Below are 17,698 nucleotides of genomic sequence, written 5' to 3'. Positions count from 1 at the left end.
AACTAAGATTTAGTGATTAGCTTCTGGCGCAGACTCGGCTTCGCCCTGGTTTTTTTCAGACTTGGGCTTTACTTTAGTGCCTGGCGCCAGCATGCCGGGATTGGTCAAGATAATGGTTTCACCACCATTGAGCCCTTCGGTCACGATCCAGTTAGGGCCTTGCATGGCGTCAGCATTGACCTGCCTGGCTTCTACCTTGCTGTCCTGGCCGATGATCATCACACTGGAACCGGCGGAAGTTCGCACCAGCGCATCCCTGGGTACCAATACGGTGTTCTTGTTTACGGCTTGCTCCAGGCGTATTTGCACGTATGCCCCGGGCAGCAGCTCGTAGTTTGGATTGGCAAATAAAGCTCGCATGGCCACAGTGTCGGTATTGCTGTCCACCGCCATATCCGAGAAGAACAACTTGCCAGGATTCTTGTATACGCTGCCATCAGGAAACACCAGCTCGACCTGAATGGTGTCTTTTGCCACGCTTTGCATACGGCCTTCCTTGATGGCGCGTTGCAACGCCATCACCTCGGATGCAGGCTGCGAGAAATTGACGTAAATCGGATCAAGCTGCTCTACCGTAGTCAGTGGCGTGGGCGCATCCTGGCCTACCAGTGCGCCTTCCGTCACCAGTGCCCTGCGGGCGCGACCATCGATTGGTGACGTCACACGCGAATAGCTGAGGTCAAGCTTGGCGCGATCCAATTGGGCTTTTGCTGTCAGGAGTTGCGCCTTGGCCTGCATTTCTTCCGCAATCGCTGCCTTGTAATCACGATCACTGATCGACTGATCAGTGGCGAGATCCTTATAGCGTTCCAGTTTGTCTTGTGCATTGGCGTACTGCGCTTCAGCAGCTGCCAAAGTCCCCGCTGCCTGGTCGCGGGCGGCATTCAGCAATTCGGGATTGATCAAGAAGAGCGGGGTGCCTTTCTTGACGTCCTGGCCTTCTTTATACAAGCGCTCAGTCACGATCCCGGCGACGCGTGCGCGTACTTCAGCCTGGCGATAGGCTTCGAGCCTTCCGGGAAGGGTGACGGTATTGGCAACCGAGGTAAGCTCGGTAGTCATCACCGACACTTCAGGGACAGTCTCGGCCTCTTGCTGCGGCGCTTCTTTTCCGCAGCCATTCAGAAGCAATGCGATGGCGATAAGGGAGCCGGTGCCTAGGTATGAGCGATAGTGAAGCATGGTGATTGCGCCTAATTTCAAGGAAGGTAATTTAAGACTTAGCAATTTAACATGGAATTTTATTTAATCAAACATGTATGATTAAATATTTTTTGGGTATAATTGCTTTACTTTTTGATCAGAATGGTGACAAGCCGTGGCTAGAAAAACTAAGGAAGACTCCCTGCGGACACGCTCCAGCATTCTGGATGCCGCCGAGCGCGTCATTCTCGAGCGCGGCATCAGTTACGCCACCATGTCCGATATTGCCGATGCGGCGGGCGTATCGCGCGGCGCGGTGTACGGGCATTTCGAGAACAAGATCGAACTGGCGATCGCCATGTGCGAGCGGGCATTGGCCTTGGCTGCCACGCCGGAACGCAAGCCGGCGCTTTCCGCGTTGGAAACCCTGTACGAGGAAGGGATGTATTTCCTCAAGCTCTGCGGCGAGCCGGGCTCGGTACAGCGCGTGTTGCAGATTCTCTACGTGCAGTGCGATACCAACGAGGACAACCTGCCTCTGCTGGAAATCCGCGACCGGTGGGAGATACACTGCCGTTCGGAGACGGAGAAATTGATCCGCGAAGCGGTTGCCAGCGGCGAATTGCCCGAGGACATCGACGTCAATCTTGCCAACCTCTATCTGTTCTCTCTGTTCGACGGCATCTACAGTACCTTGTTCTGGGCCAACCGCGTCAAGCAGGATCGCTGGCAAGTGGCAGAGGCGCTTTACCGCGCCGGTTTTGTCGCTTTCAAGACGGCGCCGGAGCTGCGCAAGAAGTCTGCGGCCTAACCTGTGCCGTACAGGTGCTTGTAAAGAATCAGGCTGCCGATCCCGATCAGGATCAGTCCGCCGAGGATCTCCACCGTATGCTTTGAGGCCGAGCCGAGCACACGGCCCAGCATGACGCCCGCGCTCACCATGATGCAGGTCACGATGCCGATGGCGAACGCCACCGGCACGATGTCGACATCCAGGAAGGCCAGGCTGACGCCCACGCTCATCGCATCGATGCTCGTGCCCAGCGCTGTCATCGCCAGCAGTATGAAGGAGTGGCTGCGGGGCTTCTCGATCACCTCGCCCTCGGGCTTCAGGCCCGACCAGATCATGCGTATACCCAGGATGGAAAGGATGCTGAAGGCGATCCAGTGATCCCAGGCCGTGACGTAGTCGGCGGCCACGCGTCCCAGGCTCCAGCCAACCAGCGGGGTAATCGCCTCGACGGCGCCAAAAATCAGGCCGGTACGTAAAGCCTCCAGCAGGCGCGGCCGGTGCAGCATCGCACCCTTGCCAATTGCAGCGGCAAACGCATCGGCCGACATGGCCAATGCAAGGAACAGGATAGAAACGATATTCATGGATTCAATGCGTGGGGTTGGGCGTGATCAAATGGTCGCCAGACCGCCCAACCGGAACGTACTGGCATCCATTAGTCTCGCCAACCAGAATGGCTACCCGCACCACGACAGAAGCCGATTATGTTGATGCGGGCGCTTCGGAAAGAAGCAGGCTACTCCCTAAAGATAGGCGTATTTTACTATAAATCGTCCATGCTGATGAAGTCTTACGGGCTTTTGCTCAGGTTTATATGCGGCGCATGAACTTAACCTGTGAGATGCCGGCCAGGATTGAGTGATAACATTGAGTGATAACTTAGATACGCGTTGCCCAGACCAATCTGGGGCTGGCGTGGATGGCGCTTGAATTCAACAGCTTTAGCTTTTCTTCTTGCGCTCGGAACGGGCCTGGATCTGCCTGGCGATCCATTTCATCGGCGCATTGAGCTTGCCGGCGCCGTAATATTGCTTGAGAAAATACAGGCGGGTGGTGCGGCTCAGGTGCATGAGGTCGCGGTTGAGGGTGGCGAGATCCTGCAAGGTGCGTAACGGCGGCAACAGTTTGATGCGCGCTTTCTCCAGATCGATCAGCACGCTTTCGAAATCGCCGTCCAGAGTTTCCTTGACGAAAATATGCTTGGGGTAGAGGGCACGGTGCTGGAAGCGTGCAGAATGCAGCTTTGCTACCGTATGCGCGACCGATGCCACGAGTTTGCGCTGCTTTACGATGCTGACGTTTGCATTGAAAATCCCGGCAGCGAACCGGTCCAATGGAGAAAAGCCGACCAGTTCGGCGGTGAGCAGCACGGCATCGACGTCGTTTCCCTCCTTTTTCTCGGAGAAAAACAGCGGTGCCGGCACCGGAACGCCTCGCCGGGAAAGCTGGAGCAGGTTCTGGTATTCGCAGTAAAAGGTGGATACGCCATGCCACGGGTGGCGCCATGTCCTGCGCATGAAGTTATGCTGACGCTTGAGGAAGGCGTAAAACGGCGCGTTTCCATCCGCATTGCTGAACGGGATGCGGCTGACGCCGCTCCATCCCTGGCGGTGTTGGTTGGGCGCCTCGAACCATTCTCCAGCATAGTTCCAGAGAGATTCGAAATCCAGTTCGGGAGTAGCGGCACGCTTGCGATATGGCATAAGTAGCTTTATCGGTGATGTCATGGATATTTCATCCATGCTACTTATAAATGTAGTAAAGCAGTGCTAATGGTGTGGCCGAAAGGTGAAGTTTTTTGTGAAAAATGCAACCATACTGACATAAATACAACAGTGATGTATGGCGCAGGTATTGAACATGTTTAATTTTTCGTTGGAATTGATGGTGGGCTTGATCGTGTTTGCGGCGGTATCTTCGATTACGCCAGGACCGAATAACCTGATGATCATGTCGTCGGGCTTGAACTACGGCTTCAGGCGTTCGCTGCCGCACTTGCTGGGAATCAGCATCGGCTTCGGTGTCATGGTCTTGCTTATCGGCTTGGGCGCGCAAAGCCTGTTCGAGCGCTATCCGTTCTTGCATGCGCTGATGAAGTACGTGGGTGCCGCTTATCTCGGCTGGCTTGCGCTCAAGATTGCGACGGCTCCAGCGGCTGGGATGAACGGCACGACGAGCACGCTGGGCAAGCCTTTCAGTTTTCTGCAGGCCGCCGCTTTCCAGTGGGTCAACCCCAAGGCATGGGTCATGGCGGTAGCCGCATTGACGGCATACTTGCCTCAGCCGTTCGGCATGGCGGACGTGGCGGTGTTGAGCGCGGTGTTCATGCTGGTGAGCCTGCCTTGTGTTGGCGCATGGGCAGGGTTCGGCGTGGGGCTGCGCCGCATCCTTTCCGAGCCGGGCAGGATGCGGTTATTCAACTGGGCTACCGCATTGCTTTTACTGGCGTCGATTTATCCTATCCTGGCCAGCTAGGATCGTGAACGGCTCTAGAGGCCATGGAGATGCGATACGTAATAGAAGAGGACGGGGCTGAGCAGCAGGTTCATGATGCTCAGGAAATCGGTTGCCTGGTGCAAGCGCAACAGGTGATGGTAGCGCTTGAGGAAGCGCCGACGAAATTGGGTTTTGTCTTCCTTCTTCAATGACTTGATGTCGAAGATGTAGCGGTCGGTGATGAAATTCATGCCCATGGAAACCGCGGTGCACAGGATCATGAATCCAAGCCCGATGAAAAACACGTACGGGTCATCGGCAATATCCGTCATGAATAAGGCAGTCAAGGGAAAAGCATAGCCGACAAGCAACACGAAGAAGCTTGAATAAACATATCGCCTGGCCAGGGCACTGTATTCACTCATCTGGGGGGGGAGGTAAACAAACGGCAATGCGTGAATATATCACCTCGAAGACGTTTACGGGCGCACTCTGGAGAGATATTTCAGCTCGGCATTAAGCGCGCAAGTAGAACTCCCACGCTGTTCCTTTACCTTGATGTAGAGTTTGCTGATTGCGCAGCGCACCAGCCAAGGATCGCTTTGCCATCAAATGTAGCACTAGCCTGGCTGGATGATCACGCCTCCCAGCGGCGGGATGGTCACGACGAGGGACTGTTCGTGACCCATCCAGGGCTGTGCCTCGGTTTGCAACCCGTTGCCGTTGCCCTGGTTGCCCCCGCCGTAATATTCGGCATCGCTATTGAAGATTTCGCTGTAATGGCCGGCCTGGGGTACGCCGACACGGTAGCCGCTGCGCAGGATCGGGGTGAAGTTGAGCAGCACTAGCACAAAACTACCGTCCCGCGCCCGGCGCAGGTAGTTGATGATGGATTGGTCGCTATCATTGCAATCTATCCATTCGAACCCGTGAGGGTCGAAATCGAGGTCATGCAGCGCGGGCACCTGGCGGTACAGGTGGGATAAGTCCCGGTGCAGGCGCTGCACGCCCTGGTGCCAGTGCAGGTCAAGCAGCTGCCAATCGAGGCTGCTGTTGACGTTCCATTCGCGGCCTTGTGCCAGTTCGTTGCCCATGAAGTTGAGCTTCTTGCCCGAGATCGTCATCTGGTAGGTGAAGAGCAGGCGCAGGTTGGCGAATTTCTGCCAGGCGTCGCCGGGCATTTTGTCGAGCAGGGAGTGCTTGCCATGCACGACTTCGTCATGCGAGAAAGGCAGGACGAAGTTTTCGCTATAGGCATAGAGCTGGCCGAAAGTCAGTTTGTCGTGGTGGAAGCGCCGGTGGATAGGGTCGTGCTCGATGTAGGAAAGCGTGTCGTTCATCCATCCCATGTTCCATTTCATGGAGAAGCCGAGTCCGCCAAGGTAGACAGGGCGCGAAATCATGGGCCAGGAGGTCGATTCCTCCGCGACTGTCAATGCGCCGGGGAAATCCTCGTGCACCATGATGTTGAGCTGCTTGAGAAAATCGATGGCCTCGAGGTTCTCGCGTCCGCCATGCCGGTTTGGCAGCCATTCGCCTTCTTTACGGGAATAGTCGAGGTAGAGCATTGAGGCCACGGCGTCCACCCGCAGCCCGTCGATATGGAATTCCGCGAGCCAGTAATGCGCGCTGGCCAGAAGGAAGTTGCGCACCTCGTTGCGGCCGTAGTTGAAGATGTAGGTGCCCCAGTCCTGGTGCTCGCCCAGCCGCGGGTCCTCGTGCTCGAACAACGCCGAACCGTCGAAGCGCGCCAATGCCCAATCGTCCTTGGGAAAGTGGCCTGGAACCCAGTCCAGGAGGACGCCGATGCCGGCCTGGTGGCAATGGTCGATGAAGTAGCGCAGGTCGTCCGGGCTGCCGAAGCGGTTGGTGACGGCAAAATATCCTGTGGTCTGGTAGCCCCATGATTCATTGAGGGGGTGCTCGGAAATGGGCAGCAGCTCGACATGGGTATAGCCCATTTCCTGCACGTAGGGCACGAGTTCGTGCGCGAGCTCGCGATAGGTCAGAAATTCGCCTTTGGCATTGCGGCGCCATGAGCCAAGGTGGACTTCGTAACAGTTGAAAGGCGCATGCAGCCAGTCGGCGCGGGCGCGCTTGTCCAGCCATTGGGTATCCTGCCAGGCGTAATGGCCGTTTGCCGTGACCTTGGCCGCGGTGCCGGGCCGTTGTTCGAAACTGAAGCCGTAGGGGTCGGTCTTGGCGAACACCTGGCCGCTGTGGCGGTTGCGGATCTCGAACTTGTAAAGATCGCTGCTGGTCAGCCCCGGGATGAAGATTTCCCATACGCCGCTGCTGCCATGCACGCGCATCTGATGTATGCGGCCGTCCCAATGGTTGAAGCTGCCGACGACGCTGACGCGTTCCGCGTTGGGCGCCCACACCACGAAACGCACCCCGTGCACTCCTTGCTGCTCGCAAAGATGGGCGCCGAAGGTGCGATAGGCCTGTTTCAGCCTGCCTTCGCCGAACAGGTACAGCTCGTCGGGCGACAGCGCGGTCCAGAAGGTATAGGCGTCATGGGTTTCCCAGCTATTGCCTTGCTCTTCCAGCCTGATGCGGCAAGGCACGGGCGGCGGCGTGCCGCCTTTCCATTCGAACAGGCCGGCCTCATGGTTGCGCTGCAGCGGCTCCCAGCCCGATGCGGTCTGCAGCCAGACATGCTCTGCGAACGGCAGGAATACGCGAAGGACGTACTGCTTGCCGTCCTGGTGCAGGCCAAGATACGCGAAAGGATCATGATGGCGGGCATTGAGGATATGGGTGAGCTGAGGGTCGTGCTTCGGCTTTGTCAAAATAAGTTCCCGGTGTCCTGTAGATAATAATTTCCCGAATAACTAGGTGGGAAGCGCTTTTCCAGTCAATTGCCTATAGCTTAGTAGGAAACTTCGTGCCTATAATGGTTCTACAGAGTAAGACTATTGCGAATAGGCCCGGTTCGCACTCTGTTGTTACAAGATATATGACCAAACTATAAATCAGGAGGGGCAAAAATGCAGCAGCATGAATTGAGTTCTTCTCGTTTTGTCAGCACCTTGACCAAGAATACGGTAGCCCTCATCCTCGCCGGAGGCAAAGGCAGCCGCCTCAGGGACTTGACCAACTGGACAGCCAAGCCGGCAGTACCGTTCGGCGGCAAGTTCCGCATCATTGATTTCCCGTTATCCAACTGCATCAATTCTGGCGTACGCCGCATCGGGGTCGTCACCCAGTACAAGGCGCATACGCTGATCCAGCACATCCAGCGCGGCTGGGGCTTCCTGCGCGGCGAGTTCAACGAGTTCGTCGAGCTGCTGCCGGCGCAGCAACGCATACAGGAGGAGTGGTACAAGGGAACGGCCGACGCCGTGTTCCAGAATCTGGATATTCTGCGACAGACCAGCGCCGAATTCGTCCTGATTCTCGCCGGCGACCATGTCTACAAGATGGATTACGGCCAGATGCTGGCAGCGCATGTGCGCAACAAGGCGGACATGACCGTTGCCTGCATCAACGTCCCGCTCAAGGAGGCCAGCGCCTTCGGCGTCATGGGCGTGGACGAGAACGACAGGGTGGTGGATTTCGAGGAAAAGCCCGCCAACCCGACCAGCCTGCCGGACGACCCCAGCCATGCGCTGGCGAGCATGGGGATATACGTATTCAACGCGGCCTTTCTTTACGAGCAGTTGATCCGCGATGCGGACGACCCGAAGTCCTCGCACGATTTCGGGCATGACATCATCCCCTACCTGATCAAGAAGTACCGCGTGTATGCCCACCGCTTCACCGACAGTTGCGTGGGCGCGGCCGACGGCAACTATTACTGGCGCGATGTTGGTACGGTAGATGCTTATTGGGAAGCGAACATGGAGCTGACCAAGGTCGTCCCCGAACTGAACCTGTATGACAGGCAATGGCCGATCTGGACCTACCAGGAGCAATTGCCGCCGGCGAAGTTCGTGTTCGACAATGAAGAGCGGCGCGGGCAGGCGACGGACTCGCTGATTTCGGGCGGTTGCATCGTCAGCGGCGCCAGCGTCAGAAACTCTGTGCTGTTTTCCGATGTCAGGGTCAATAGCTACAGCACCATCGAGCAATCCGTGATCCTGCCCAAGGTCGATATAGGCCGGCATGTGACATTGCGGCGCGTCGTGGTTGATAACGGTGCGCGCATCCCGGACGGCATGGAGATTGGGGTCAACCTGGAACTGGACCGCAAGCGCTTCCATGTTACCGAGCAAGGCGTGGTGCTGGTGACGCCCGACATGCTGGGGCAGAACCTGCACTATATACGCTGACATTTGAACCCGGCGCAGATCGGGCAGCATTATCCATGCTTTATTTCAAGTAAAGGTAGATATGACTGCATCGCTTCCGAAGCTGTACCTCAATTTGTATTGGCACATGCACCAGCCGGACTACCGCGACATTCTCAGCGGCGAATACGTGCTGCCCTGGACTTACCTGCACGCCATCAAGGATTACACCGACATGGCTTACCACCTGGAAAACAATCCGGATGCGCGGGTTAGCTTCAATTTCGTGCCGGTGCTGCTGGACCAGCTGGAGGATTATGTCGAACAGTTCGACAGCGGCGATATCCGCGACCCGTTGCTGGCGCTGCTGGCCAAGCAGGACATGAAATCGCTGACGCAGGATGAGCGCTGCCTGATCCTGCACAGCTGCTTCAAGGGCCACCACGAAAAAATGCTCGCGCCGTTCGAGCATTACCAGTGCCTCTATAATATGTACGTCAAGCTCGAGCCGCATGGCAAGAGCATGTTCAACTACCTGTCGGGCCAATACATGGCCGACCTGATCGTCTGGTATCACCTGGCCTGGACCGGGGAGAGCGTGAGGCGCAACCACCCGGAAGTGCAGGCGCTCATGAACAAGGGCAGCCAGTTCACCCTGGAGGACAGGCAAACCCTGTTCAATGTGATCTCCGACCTGATCCGCGACCTGGTCCCGCGCTATCGCGCGCTTGAATCGACAGGGCAAGTGGAGATCTCCACCACCCCGCATTACCATCCCATCCTGCCGTTGCTGCTGGATTTCCGCTCCACGCGCGACGCCATGCCGTATGCGCCATTGCCGCACAGCCAGCAATACCCGAACGGCAAGCAGCGTGCCCAGATCCATATCGAGGAGGCGCAGACTTCGCACCGGCGCCGGTTCGGCAAACCGCCTGTCGGCATGTGGCCCGCGGAAGGCGCAGTGTCACACGAGGCCCTGACCTTGCTGGCCGAGCACGGCGTGCAGTGGGCGGCGACGGGCGAAGGGGTGCTGGCCAATAGCCTATACAAGTCATTCGACGCCGGCGAGCTGCCGCCGCGCCATGAGTACCTCTACAAGCCTTACCGCGTCAGCAACGGCAAGGACCACATCATCTGCTTTTTCCGCGACGACCATTTGTCGGACAAGATCGGCTTCGAATATGCCAACCAGCATGCGGATAACGCCGTGGCGGATTTCATCGGCAGCCTTGAGTACATCCATGCCCAGAACAATAGCGACCAGTCGCCCGTGGTCAGCATCATTCTCGATGGTGAAAACGCCTGGGAATACTATCCCTACAATGGTTATTACTTCCTGAGCCAGTTGTATGCGGCATTGAGCCGCCACGAGAACATCATCATGGTCACGCCGAGCGAGCTGGCCGCGCAATCCCTCAAGTCCGGTTCCGGCCTGCCCATGGGCGAATTGCCGGCAGTCGCCGCGGGCAGCTGGGTCTACGGCAGCTTCAGCACCTGGATAGGCAGCACCGACAAGAACCGGGGCTGGGACCTGCTATGCGAAGCCAAGGAAGCATTCGATACCGTGATGCAGGAAGGCAGCTTGAACAATGCCGAGATAGAAGCCGCAAGCCGGCAGCTGGCGATCTGCGAGGGGTCGGACTGGTTCTGGTGGTTCGGAGACTACAACTCGGCATTGAGCGTGAGCAGCTTCGACCAATTGTTCCGCCGCAACCTTGCCAACCTCTACAGCTTGCTCAAGCTGGAGGTGCCGGAGAGCGTGGGTCAGGCCATCAGCAGCGGCTCGGAAGACGCCACGGCAGCCAATGCCGGCACCATGCGCCGCGGCCAGGCCGTGGAATCGTCGATTTAACACTCAATTTAACCCATAGAACGGGAGCAGGAATTGGCTAGAACTGTTGCGTTGTTGCTTGGCGTGCATGCCCACCAGCCGGTAGGCAATTTCGAGAGCGTGCTGGAAGACGCCCATGCGAGGTGCTATGGGCCGTTCCTCAGGGTGATGCACGAATATCCGGCATTCCATTTCTCCATCCATCTCAGCGGGTGGCTGCTGGAATACATGCTCAAGCAATTTCCCGAGGACATGGCGTTGTTGCGCGAGATGGTGGAGCGCGGGCAAGCGGAATTGTTCGGCGCCGGCTTTACCGAGCCCGTGCTGGCTTCCATCCCGGTGCAGGACCGGATCGGACAGATCAACACCTTGTCGCATTTCCTCCAGCGCGAGCTGGGCGAGGCGCCGCAAGGCGCATGGCTGACGGAACGGGTTTGGGAGTCCGGCGTCGTGCCGGCGCTTGCGGATGCCGACATCAAGTACGTCACCGTGGATGACTACCATTTCATGTGCACGGGCAAGGAAGCCGGCGTATTGAACGGGTTTTACACGACGGAGGAGGATAGCCGCCATGTCGACCTGTTCCCCATTTCCGAAGCGTTGCGCTACCGCGTGCCGTTTTCTCCCGCAGACGAGGTGGTGCGCTACATTGAAAGCCTGGCCGGCCAGGAGGAACAAGAAGGGCAGCCTGCCGCGGTGTATTTCGACGATATCGAGAAATTCGGTATCTGGCCGGAAACCTATCAATGGGTATACGAGCGCGGATGGCTGCGCCAGTTTGTCGAGGGCGTGCTCAATTCAGAAGTGATCAAGCCCATGCGCTACGCCGACTACCACAAGCAGGCGCGGACGAAGGGCGTTGTCTACCTGCCGACCACCTCCTACATCGAAATGAACGAGTGGACTTTGCCCGTGCCGGCCGCGCACCATTACGCCGACTTGGTGGCGCAGGAGCGGGAGCACCAGCGCTACGATATCACCAAGCCGTTCGTGCGCGGCGGCATCTGGCGCAATTTCCTCATGCGCTATCCCGAGTCCAACTGGATGCACAAGCGCATGCTGGGCCTCTCACGGCGCTACCACAGCCTGGAGCCTGCCTTGCAGACCGCCGAGATGCTGAAGGTCCTGTATGAGGCACAGGCGAACGATGCCTATTGGCACGGCCTGTTCGGCGGCTTGTATCTGCCGCACTTGCGGCGCGCGGTCTACCATGCGCTGATCAGGCTGGAGGCCTTGCTGGACCAGGTCGAGAAGCGCCAGGCGGCGCAGGTGCTGGATATCGACCTCGACGGCCGTGACGAGCTTTTCGTCCAGAATGGCACGCTGCAAGCGGTGGTCAAACTGGATGAAACGGCGGCGATCGTCGAGCTGGACAGCTATGCGCTCAATCATAATTTCGGCGATACGCTGACCCGGCAGGCGGAACACTACCACCGCAAGATCCATTCAGCCCCCGAGCAGCACCAGCAAGGCGAGGGGATTGCCAACCCGCACGAGCAAATGGGCGCCAAGCATGAAATCCTGCCTGGCGACCTCGAGACCGATGCCTATCGCAAGGCCTTGTTCCACGACAGCTGGCTGGACAGCGGTGCCAACATCCCACTTCAGTACCGGCAGGACAGTGCTGCCAAGGCCGGGTTTTCCGGCTGGTTGCCAGGCGGCAATGCGGCCTTCCTGCGCAAGCAGTACAAGCTCGAGCGCAATACGTTGCGCGTAGCGTACCAGGCCTTGGATGCGGCTGGGGTGTCGGGCAGGCTGCGGGTCGAAATCAACCTGGCCATGCCAAGTTGCGACGGACCCGCAGGACGTTTCCGCCAGGGGCATATCCTGGGCGGCTTCGGACAGCCGCTCAGTTTAGACGACTGGCAGGAATTGTTCCTGGACGATGACGTGCTCGGCGGCACCGTGCGCCTGCACAGCAGCGCTCCGGCCAGCTATTTCAGCTATCCGCATTTTTCCGTCTCCCAGTCGGAAGCCGGGTTTGAAAAGATCATGCAGGCGGTGACAATCGTGCTGGAGTGGCAATTGGACCAAGTTGTTTCCGGCATTGATTTGAGTATTGAAATAATTAAAAACAATTAGTTATTGGTTTTTATTAATCTTAATTATTGGATTGAGATCAAGCTGCCATGGCTAAATTGAGCTTGGGTGTGGACATCGGCGGCACCAACCTCAGGGTAGGGGTGGTGCAAGCCAGGAAAGTCATTCATGAACAAAGGGTTCCTGCGGACTTCTCATCCATTTGCAAGCAGCATGCGCCGGCGATTGCCTTGCAGGAAATCCTCCGGATCAGCCTTTCCGCATTGCAACAGGCCATCAGGCTGTATCCCGGCATTGGCGCGGTCGGCATGGGTTTTCCCGGCTTCATCGATCCGCAGACGGGCTACGTCATGCAGTCGCCTAACCTACCCGGCTTGCGCAACGTGGATATCGCCGGCGAGTTATCCCGGCTAGTGGGGCTCCCGGTGAAAATGGAAAACGATGCGCTGGTGGCTGCGTTGGGCGAGTTCATGTTGCTCGATGCCGCACCCCGCAGCATGGTCTATATCGGCCTCGGCACCGGGGTGGGCGGCGGCTTGATCCATGCCGCCAGGCCTTATCCAGGCGACCATGGCATCGCCATGGAAGTCGGGCACATGATCACGGAGCCCGGCGGGCGGCAATGCGGTTGCGGCAACCACGGCTGCCTGGAGCAATATGCCGCCGCGCCAGGGGTCATTGCCAGCTATGCGCTGGCGACGGGAGAGGCGCTTTCTGCCCGCGACGTTGCTGAGAGGGCGGCCCAGGGCGATGCCGCCGCCCTGGAGGCTTACGCCGTGGCAGGGCTGCACCTGGGAAGGGCGATCGCCCATATCGCCAAGATCCTGGACCCGCAGCTGGTACTGATCGGGGGCGGCATGAGCCAGGCTTGGCCGTATTTTGCCCCTGCGTTGTACGCCCAGCTCGACCAGGACTCGATCCCGGTGCTCAAGGGCAAGATCGACATCAAGGTCTCCGGCAGCAGCGACCAGGCAGGGATTGTCGGTGCCGCGCACCTCGTGCAGGGCTGATATTCCGTCGCCCTATCTTGCCGGGCAGAACTATCTTAGAATAATAATAATTCGCATTTTTTAACCCGATCCCGCACATGAAAAACCCAGAGGCATTGAGCCTGGCCGTGATCGGCCAGCTGTATGCCGAACACCATCCTTGGCTGGTGAAATGGCTATACCGGCATCTCGGCTGCCCGCACAATGCGGCTGACCTTGCTCAGGATACCTTCACGCGCGTATTGACTGCGCGTGAAAAGCTCTACGTCGATGAGGCCAAGGCATTGCTGACCCTGATCGCCAAGGGCCTGGTGGTGGACCACTACCGCAGGTCTGCGCTCGAGCAGGCGTTCCATGATGCATTGGCCTGCTTGCCGGAAGCATCGGCGCCGTCGCCCGAGGCGCAGGCGTTGGCATTGGAGGCGGTGCTGGCCGTGGATCGCATGCTGGCTGAATTGCCAGGCAATGTGCGCAAGGCTTTCCTGCTTTCCAGGATAGATGGCTTGAGTTATGCAGAAATCGCCGAGCGGCTCGAGGTATCCGTCAGTTCCGTGCAGCAATACATGTTGCGGGCCTACGCTGCCTGCTATGCCGCGGCTTATCCCGCCTAGGCCATGAATCCCACCCCGCATGTCGTCGAAGAAGCCATCCGCTGGATGGTGCTGCTGCAATCCGGCCAGGCCAGCGCCGAGGATTACGATGCCTGCATGCGCTGGCGCCAGGCAGATGCGCAGCATCAGACGGCCTGGGACCGGCTGGGCGCGGTCAACCAGCAGGTGCAGCAGATCCCGCCCAAGGTCGCGCATGTCACGCTACATGACGAAGGCGGAACCCAGCAGCGCATCAAGGCCATGATGCAGCGCCGCCAGGCGCTCAAGCTTGTCGTGCTGGTAGGCGGGACGGCCGGCTTGTTCGGCCTCGGCTACCAGAAGCTGCCTTGGCGCCCGCTGCTGGCGGATTACGCTACCGGCGTGGGAGAAACCAGGCAATTGGCACTGAGCGACGGCAGCGACATCCGCCTGAATACCGCCAGCGCGCTGGACGTCGATTATGACGCCAATCTGCGTTTGCTACGCTTCTATCGCGGTGAAATTCTGTTCACTACCGGGCATGCGCATGGCTCGTCCGATCGTCCCTTCATCGTCGATACCGGGCATGGCCGCGTGCGCGCCCTCGGTACGCGTTTCCTGCTGCGGGAGCAGGAAGACGGCATCATGGTCAGCGTATTCGAAGGGGCGGTCGAGGTTGCGGCCGCAGGCGGGAAGGCGACCGTGCCGGCAGGCCAGGCTTTATTCTTTACGCGCCAATACTTGGGCGTTGCGCAAGCGGTCAATGCGGACAGCATCGCCTGGATCAATGGCGTGGTCGTTGCGCGCAATATGCCGTTGGGCGCATTGCTGAAAGAGCTGGAGCGGTACCGTCACGGCGCGATCAAGTGCGCTCCCGAGGTTGCTGAAGTGCGTATTTCCGGCGTATTCCCGCTGAATGACATCGACAAGGCGCTGGAAGCCGTTTCAGACACGCTGGGGCTTGCCGTCAGGCGCTCATGGTTCTATTGGACATATGTCGGACCCGCAGTACCGCCTTCAAGCTGAAAAATTTTCGTCGAAGATTGTAGTTTTTGATTCCTGCTTCGGTATGTCAGGTGAATCACTCCATTTTGACAAGGACCTGACCATGACATACCCAATGCGGGATCAAGCACCCGCTTCATTTCCCTCCAGCAAGCTCAGGCAGGCCGTCTGCGGTGCCTTTGTGGCATTGTCGCTCGGCGCTGTATTGCCCCTGCAGGCAGCCAATGCGCAAACGCCAGCGGCCGAAAGCCAGCAGCAGTACCAAGTGTCGGCAGGCACCCTGGAAAATGCCCTGGCCGAATTCGCCCAGCAAGCGGGCATATTGCTTTCATTCGAGCCCGAACTCGTCGCAGGCAAGCAAAGCAGCGGCTTGCAAGGGAGCTATACGGTCAAGCAGGCGCTGAGCAAGCTGCTGCAAGGCACTGGCCTCGACCACGTCGCGCGCGACAATGGCGCATGGGGGCTGAGAAGATTGCCGAACGCGCAGCTGCAGCAAGGAGGCAGCTTGCCCGAGGTCAAGGTCAACGCGGCAAGGCAGAATGAATCCGCGGATGCGTTGCTACCCGCATACAGCGGCGGACAAGTGGCTACCGGCGGCAGGGTCGGCATACTGGGCAACCGCGACTTCATGGATACGCCGTTCAATATCACGGCGTATACCAGCAGCATGATCCAGAACAAGCAGGCGGCGACGATCTCCGACGTGATCGATAACGACCCCTCGGTGCGCAACGGCAACCCACGCGGCGGGCGCTTTGACCAGTTCTCCATCCGCGGCGTGACCTTCATGAACAGCGATGTGGCGTTCAATGGCCTGTTCGGTATCCTGCCGACCTACGCAGTGGCGGCGGAGACCGCGGAACGCGTGGAAGTGCTCAAGGGCGCAAGCGGCATGCTCAACGGCATGATTCCCAGCGGCGGCGGTGCCGGCGGCATGATCAATATCGTTCCCAAGCGGGCAGGGGACAAGGACGTCACCCAGTTCACCGGCACCTATGCGAGCGAATCCCAATTCGGCGGGCATATGGACATGGCGAGGCGTTTCGGCCCGGACAATGCGTTTGGCATCCGTTTCAACGGCGTGTACCAGAACCCGGGGGAGATGGCTTTCGACCACCAGGCGCGCGAGCAGTCGACCGGCGCGCTTGCCTTGGATTACCGCGGCGATGCCTTGCGGCTGTCGCTGGATATCGGGCGCCAGCGGCTGAATATCAACGCGCCTCCTGAGCGCGTGACGCTGACTGGTACTGCGGCCGTTCCAGACGCCAAGCGCATCGACAGGAATTTCGAGCCGGCCTGGACCTACACCAACACCAAGGACAATTACAGCGCGGTGCGCGGCGAATACGACATCAGTTCCCGGTGGACGGTCTATGCGGCCGCCGGCGCGCGCCAGGGTGATTACGAGTTCCTTCGCGTCAATCCTTCCGTGACCAGCAATGGTGATTTCAATACCAATGTGGAGGCGCGCCTGTTCAGCCGCTACGAGCGCGTACGCTCGCTGGAGGTCGGTGTGCGCGGCACCTTCGAAACCGGCCCGGTCAAGCATGCCGTCACACTAAGCGGAAACCGTTATCGCATGGAGTACGGCAACCTCGATCACAGACTGCCCCGCGTCGTGTCCAACATCTATTTCCCGGCAGCCGTGCCCAAGCCGGATACCAGTGGCTTGTCTGACGACATCAGCAAGACCAATACCAGCGATCTCGGCAGCATCGCGTTAGTGGACAACTTGAGCTTGTGGGATGACAAGCTGCAGTTGGTGATTGGCGCACGCTCCCAGCATATCAACTCGCACAACTTCGATACCGATCGCCGCTACAACGAGAAAACCGTCACGCCAGTCGCAGCCTTTGTCGTCCGTCCGACCAGGCAGCTATCGCTGTTCGGCAGCTATATCGAAAGTTTACGCCAGGGCGATGCCATCCCGACAGGCAACACATGTAATGGACAGGCCTGCCTCAATGCAGGTGGTTTGTTGGAGCCGGTGAAGTCCAAGCAGCTTGAAATCGGCACCAAGCTCGATTTCGGCAGCTTCGCCGGCACCGTCAGCATCTTCCAGCTGGAGCAGCCGACCGCCTATGCAATCGGGCAGGTATACGGCATCAATGGCAAGCAGCGCAATCGGGGCCTGGAGTTGAATATCTTCGGCGAGCCGGTTGCGCACCACCGTCTGCTCGGCGGCCTGATGCTGCTGGATAGTGAAATGGTCAGGAGCATAGGCGGCGCCAACGACGGCAACCGCATTTTCGGCACTTCCAGGGCAAACTTCAACCTGAACTGGGAGTGGGATACGCCGTTCGCGGAGGGGTTGACGCTGGTTGCACGGACCATCTACAGCAGCTCGCAGTATTACGACGCGACCAATACGCGCAAAATCCCGGCGTGGACGCGCTTTGATATCGGCGCGCGTTATGCCACCACCGCCTATGGCCAGCCATTGACCCTGCGGGCGAACATCGAGAATCTGTTTGATCGCCAGTATTGGGCATCGGCTGCCGCCGCTTCCGGCTCCATGGGATTGAGCATAGGCACGCCGCGCATGCTGCTGATGTCGGCTACCGTGGATTTCTGATGCAACTTATCTAGTTAGGTTGTACCAATAAAAAACGGCTATGGATTCCATAGCCGTTTTTGTTTGCCTGTGACTGACGCGT

Annotated in this window: 14 protein-coding genes and 1 riboswitch; of the genes, 9 read left to right on the top strand and 5 right to left on the bottom strand. The window is 58.5% G+C overall.

Annotation, left to right across the window (positions count from 1 at the left end; translation table 11 throughout):
- Window positions 1–9 precede the first annotated feature (9 nt).
- Window positions 10–1,182, bottom strand: a complete 1,173-nt coding sequence (locus ACW4YW_RS01025) for a MexX/AxyX family multidrug efflux RND transporter periplasmic adaptor subunit (RefSeq protein ID WP_457135847.1) — start codon at window positions 1,180–1,182, stop codon at window positions 10–12.
- A gap of 136 nt (window positions 1,183–1,318) precedes the next feature.
- On the opposite strand from ACW4YW_RS01025, the gene ACW4YW_RS01020 reads away from it, so the two are divergent.
- A complete protein-coding gene (locus tag ACW4YW_RS01020; RefSeq protein WP_457135846.1) occupies window positions 1,319–1,954 on the top strand; it encodes a TetR family transcriptional regulator in 636 nt (211 codons plus the stop codon).
- On the opposite strand, the gene ACW4YW_RS01015 is transcribed toward ACW4YW_RS01020, so the two are convergent.
- Window positions 1,951–2,520, bottom strand: a complete 570-nt coding sequence (locus ACW4YW_RS01015) for a manganese efflux pump MntP (protein WP_457135845.1) — start codon at window positions 2,518–2,520, stop codon at window positions 1,951–1,953. The genes ACW4YW_RS01020 and ACW4YW_RS01015 overlap by 4 nt on opposite strands.
- Before the next feature lie 66 nt (window positions 2,521–2,586).
- Window positions 2,587–2,693, bottom strand: a riboswitch (yybP-ykoY riboswitch).
- Window positions 2,694–2,877: 184 nt separating this feature from the next.
- Window positions 2,878–3,663, bottom strand: a complete 786-nt coding sequence (locus ACW4YW_RS01010; protein WP_457135844.1) for a lipopolysaccharide kinase InaA family protein — start codon at window positions 3,661–3,663, stop codon at window positions 2,878–2,880.
- 133 nt (window positions 3,664–3,796) lie between these two features.
- Between ACW4YW_RS01010 and ACW4YW_RS01005 the strand changes: the two genes are divergently transcribed.
- Entirely contained in the window at window positions 3,797–4,411 is a 615-nt protein-coding gene (locus ACW4YW_RS01005) for a LysE family translocator (RefSeq protein WP_457135843.1), read from the top strand.
- Window positions 4,412–4,425: 14 nt separating this feature from the next.
- Here ACW4YW_RS01005 and ACW4YW_RS01000 read toward each other — a convergent pair whose 3' ends face one another.
- Window positions 4,426–4,704: a hypothetical protein gene (locus ACW4YW_RS01000; RefSeq protein WP_457135842.1), complete on the bottom strand. Its 279-nt coding sequence runs from the start codon at window positions 4,702–4,704 to the stop codon at window positions 4,426–4,428.
- 288 nt (window positions 4,705–4,992) lie between these two features.
- Window positions 4,993–7,170, bottom strand: a complete 2,178-nt coding sequence (gene glgB, locus ACW4YW_RS00995) for a 1,4-alpha-glucan branching protein GlgB (RefSeq protein WP_457136484.1) — start codon at window positions 7,168–7,170, stop codon at window positions 4,993–4,995.
- A gap of 195 nt (window positions 7,171–7,365) precedes the next feature.
- Between glgB and glgC the strand changes: the two genes are divergently transcribed.
- The 7 genes from glgC to ACW4YW_RS00960 all read left to right on the top strand — a co-directional run bounded on the left by glgC (window position 7,366) and on the right by ACW4YW_RS00960 (window position 17,616).
- A complete protein-coding gene (glgC, locus tag ACW4YW_RS00990; protein WP_457135841.1) occupies window positions 7,366–8,649 on the top strand; it encodes a glucose-1-phosphate adenylyltransferase in 1,284 nt (427 codons plus the stop codon).
- A gap of 61 nt (window positions 8,650–8,710) precedes the next feature.
- The gene (locus tag ACW4YW_RS00985) at window positions 8,711–10,459 is read left to right on the top strand and encodes a glycoside hydrolase (protein WP_457135840.1); all 1,749 of its coding nucleotides are present in this window, start codon (window positions 8,711–8,713) and stop codon (window positions 10,457–10,459) included.
- A 33-nt stretch (window positions 10,460–10,492) separates the two neighbouring features.
- On the top strand, window positions 10,493–12,520 hold the full coding sequence (locus ACW4YW_RS00980; protein WP_457135839.1) for an alpha-amylase/4-alpha-glucanotransferase domain-containing protein: 2,028 nt from the start codon (window positions 10,493–10,495) through the stop codon (window positions 12,518–12,520).
- 47 nt (window positions 12,521–12,567) lie between these two features.
- Window positions 12,568–13,488, top strand: a complete 921-nt coding sequence (locus ACW4YW_RS00975; protein WP_457135838.1) for an ROK family protein — start codon at window positions 12,568–12,570, stop codon at window positions 13,486–13,488.
- 77 nt (window positions 13,489–13,565) lie between these two features.
- Window positions 13,566–14,078, top strand: coding sequence for a sigma-70 family RNA polymerase sigma factor (locus ACW4YW_RS00970; protein WP_457135837.1), 513 nt, complete (start codon window positions 13,566–13,568; stop codon window positions 14,076–14,078).
- A gap of 3 nt (window positions 14,079–14,081) precedes the next feature.
- Window positions 14,082–15,062, top strand: coding sequence for a FecR domain-containing protein (locus tag ACW4YW_RS00965; protein ID WP_457135836.1), 981 nt, complete (start codon window positions 14,082–14,084; stop codon window positions 15,060–15,062).
- Between the two features lie 82 nt (window positions 15,063–15,144).
- Entirely contained in the window at window positions 15,145–17,616 is a 2,472-nt protein-coding gene (locus ACW4YW_RS00960) for a TonB-dependent siderophore receptor (RefSeq protein WP_457135835.1), read from the top strand.
- The last annotated feature ends 82 nt before the right edge of the window (window positions 17,617–17,698 follow it).

The sequence above is a fragment of the Methylobacillus pratensis genome (assembly GCF_054072455.1).
Note: the sequence above shows the minus strand (reverse complement) of the source record. Positions and strands in the feature narration are given on the sequence as shown.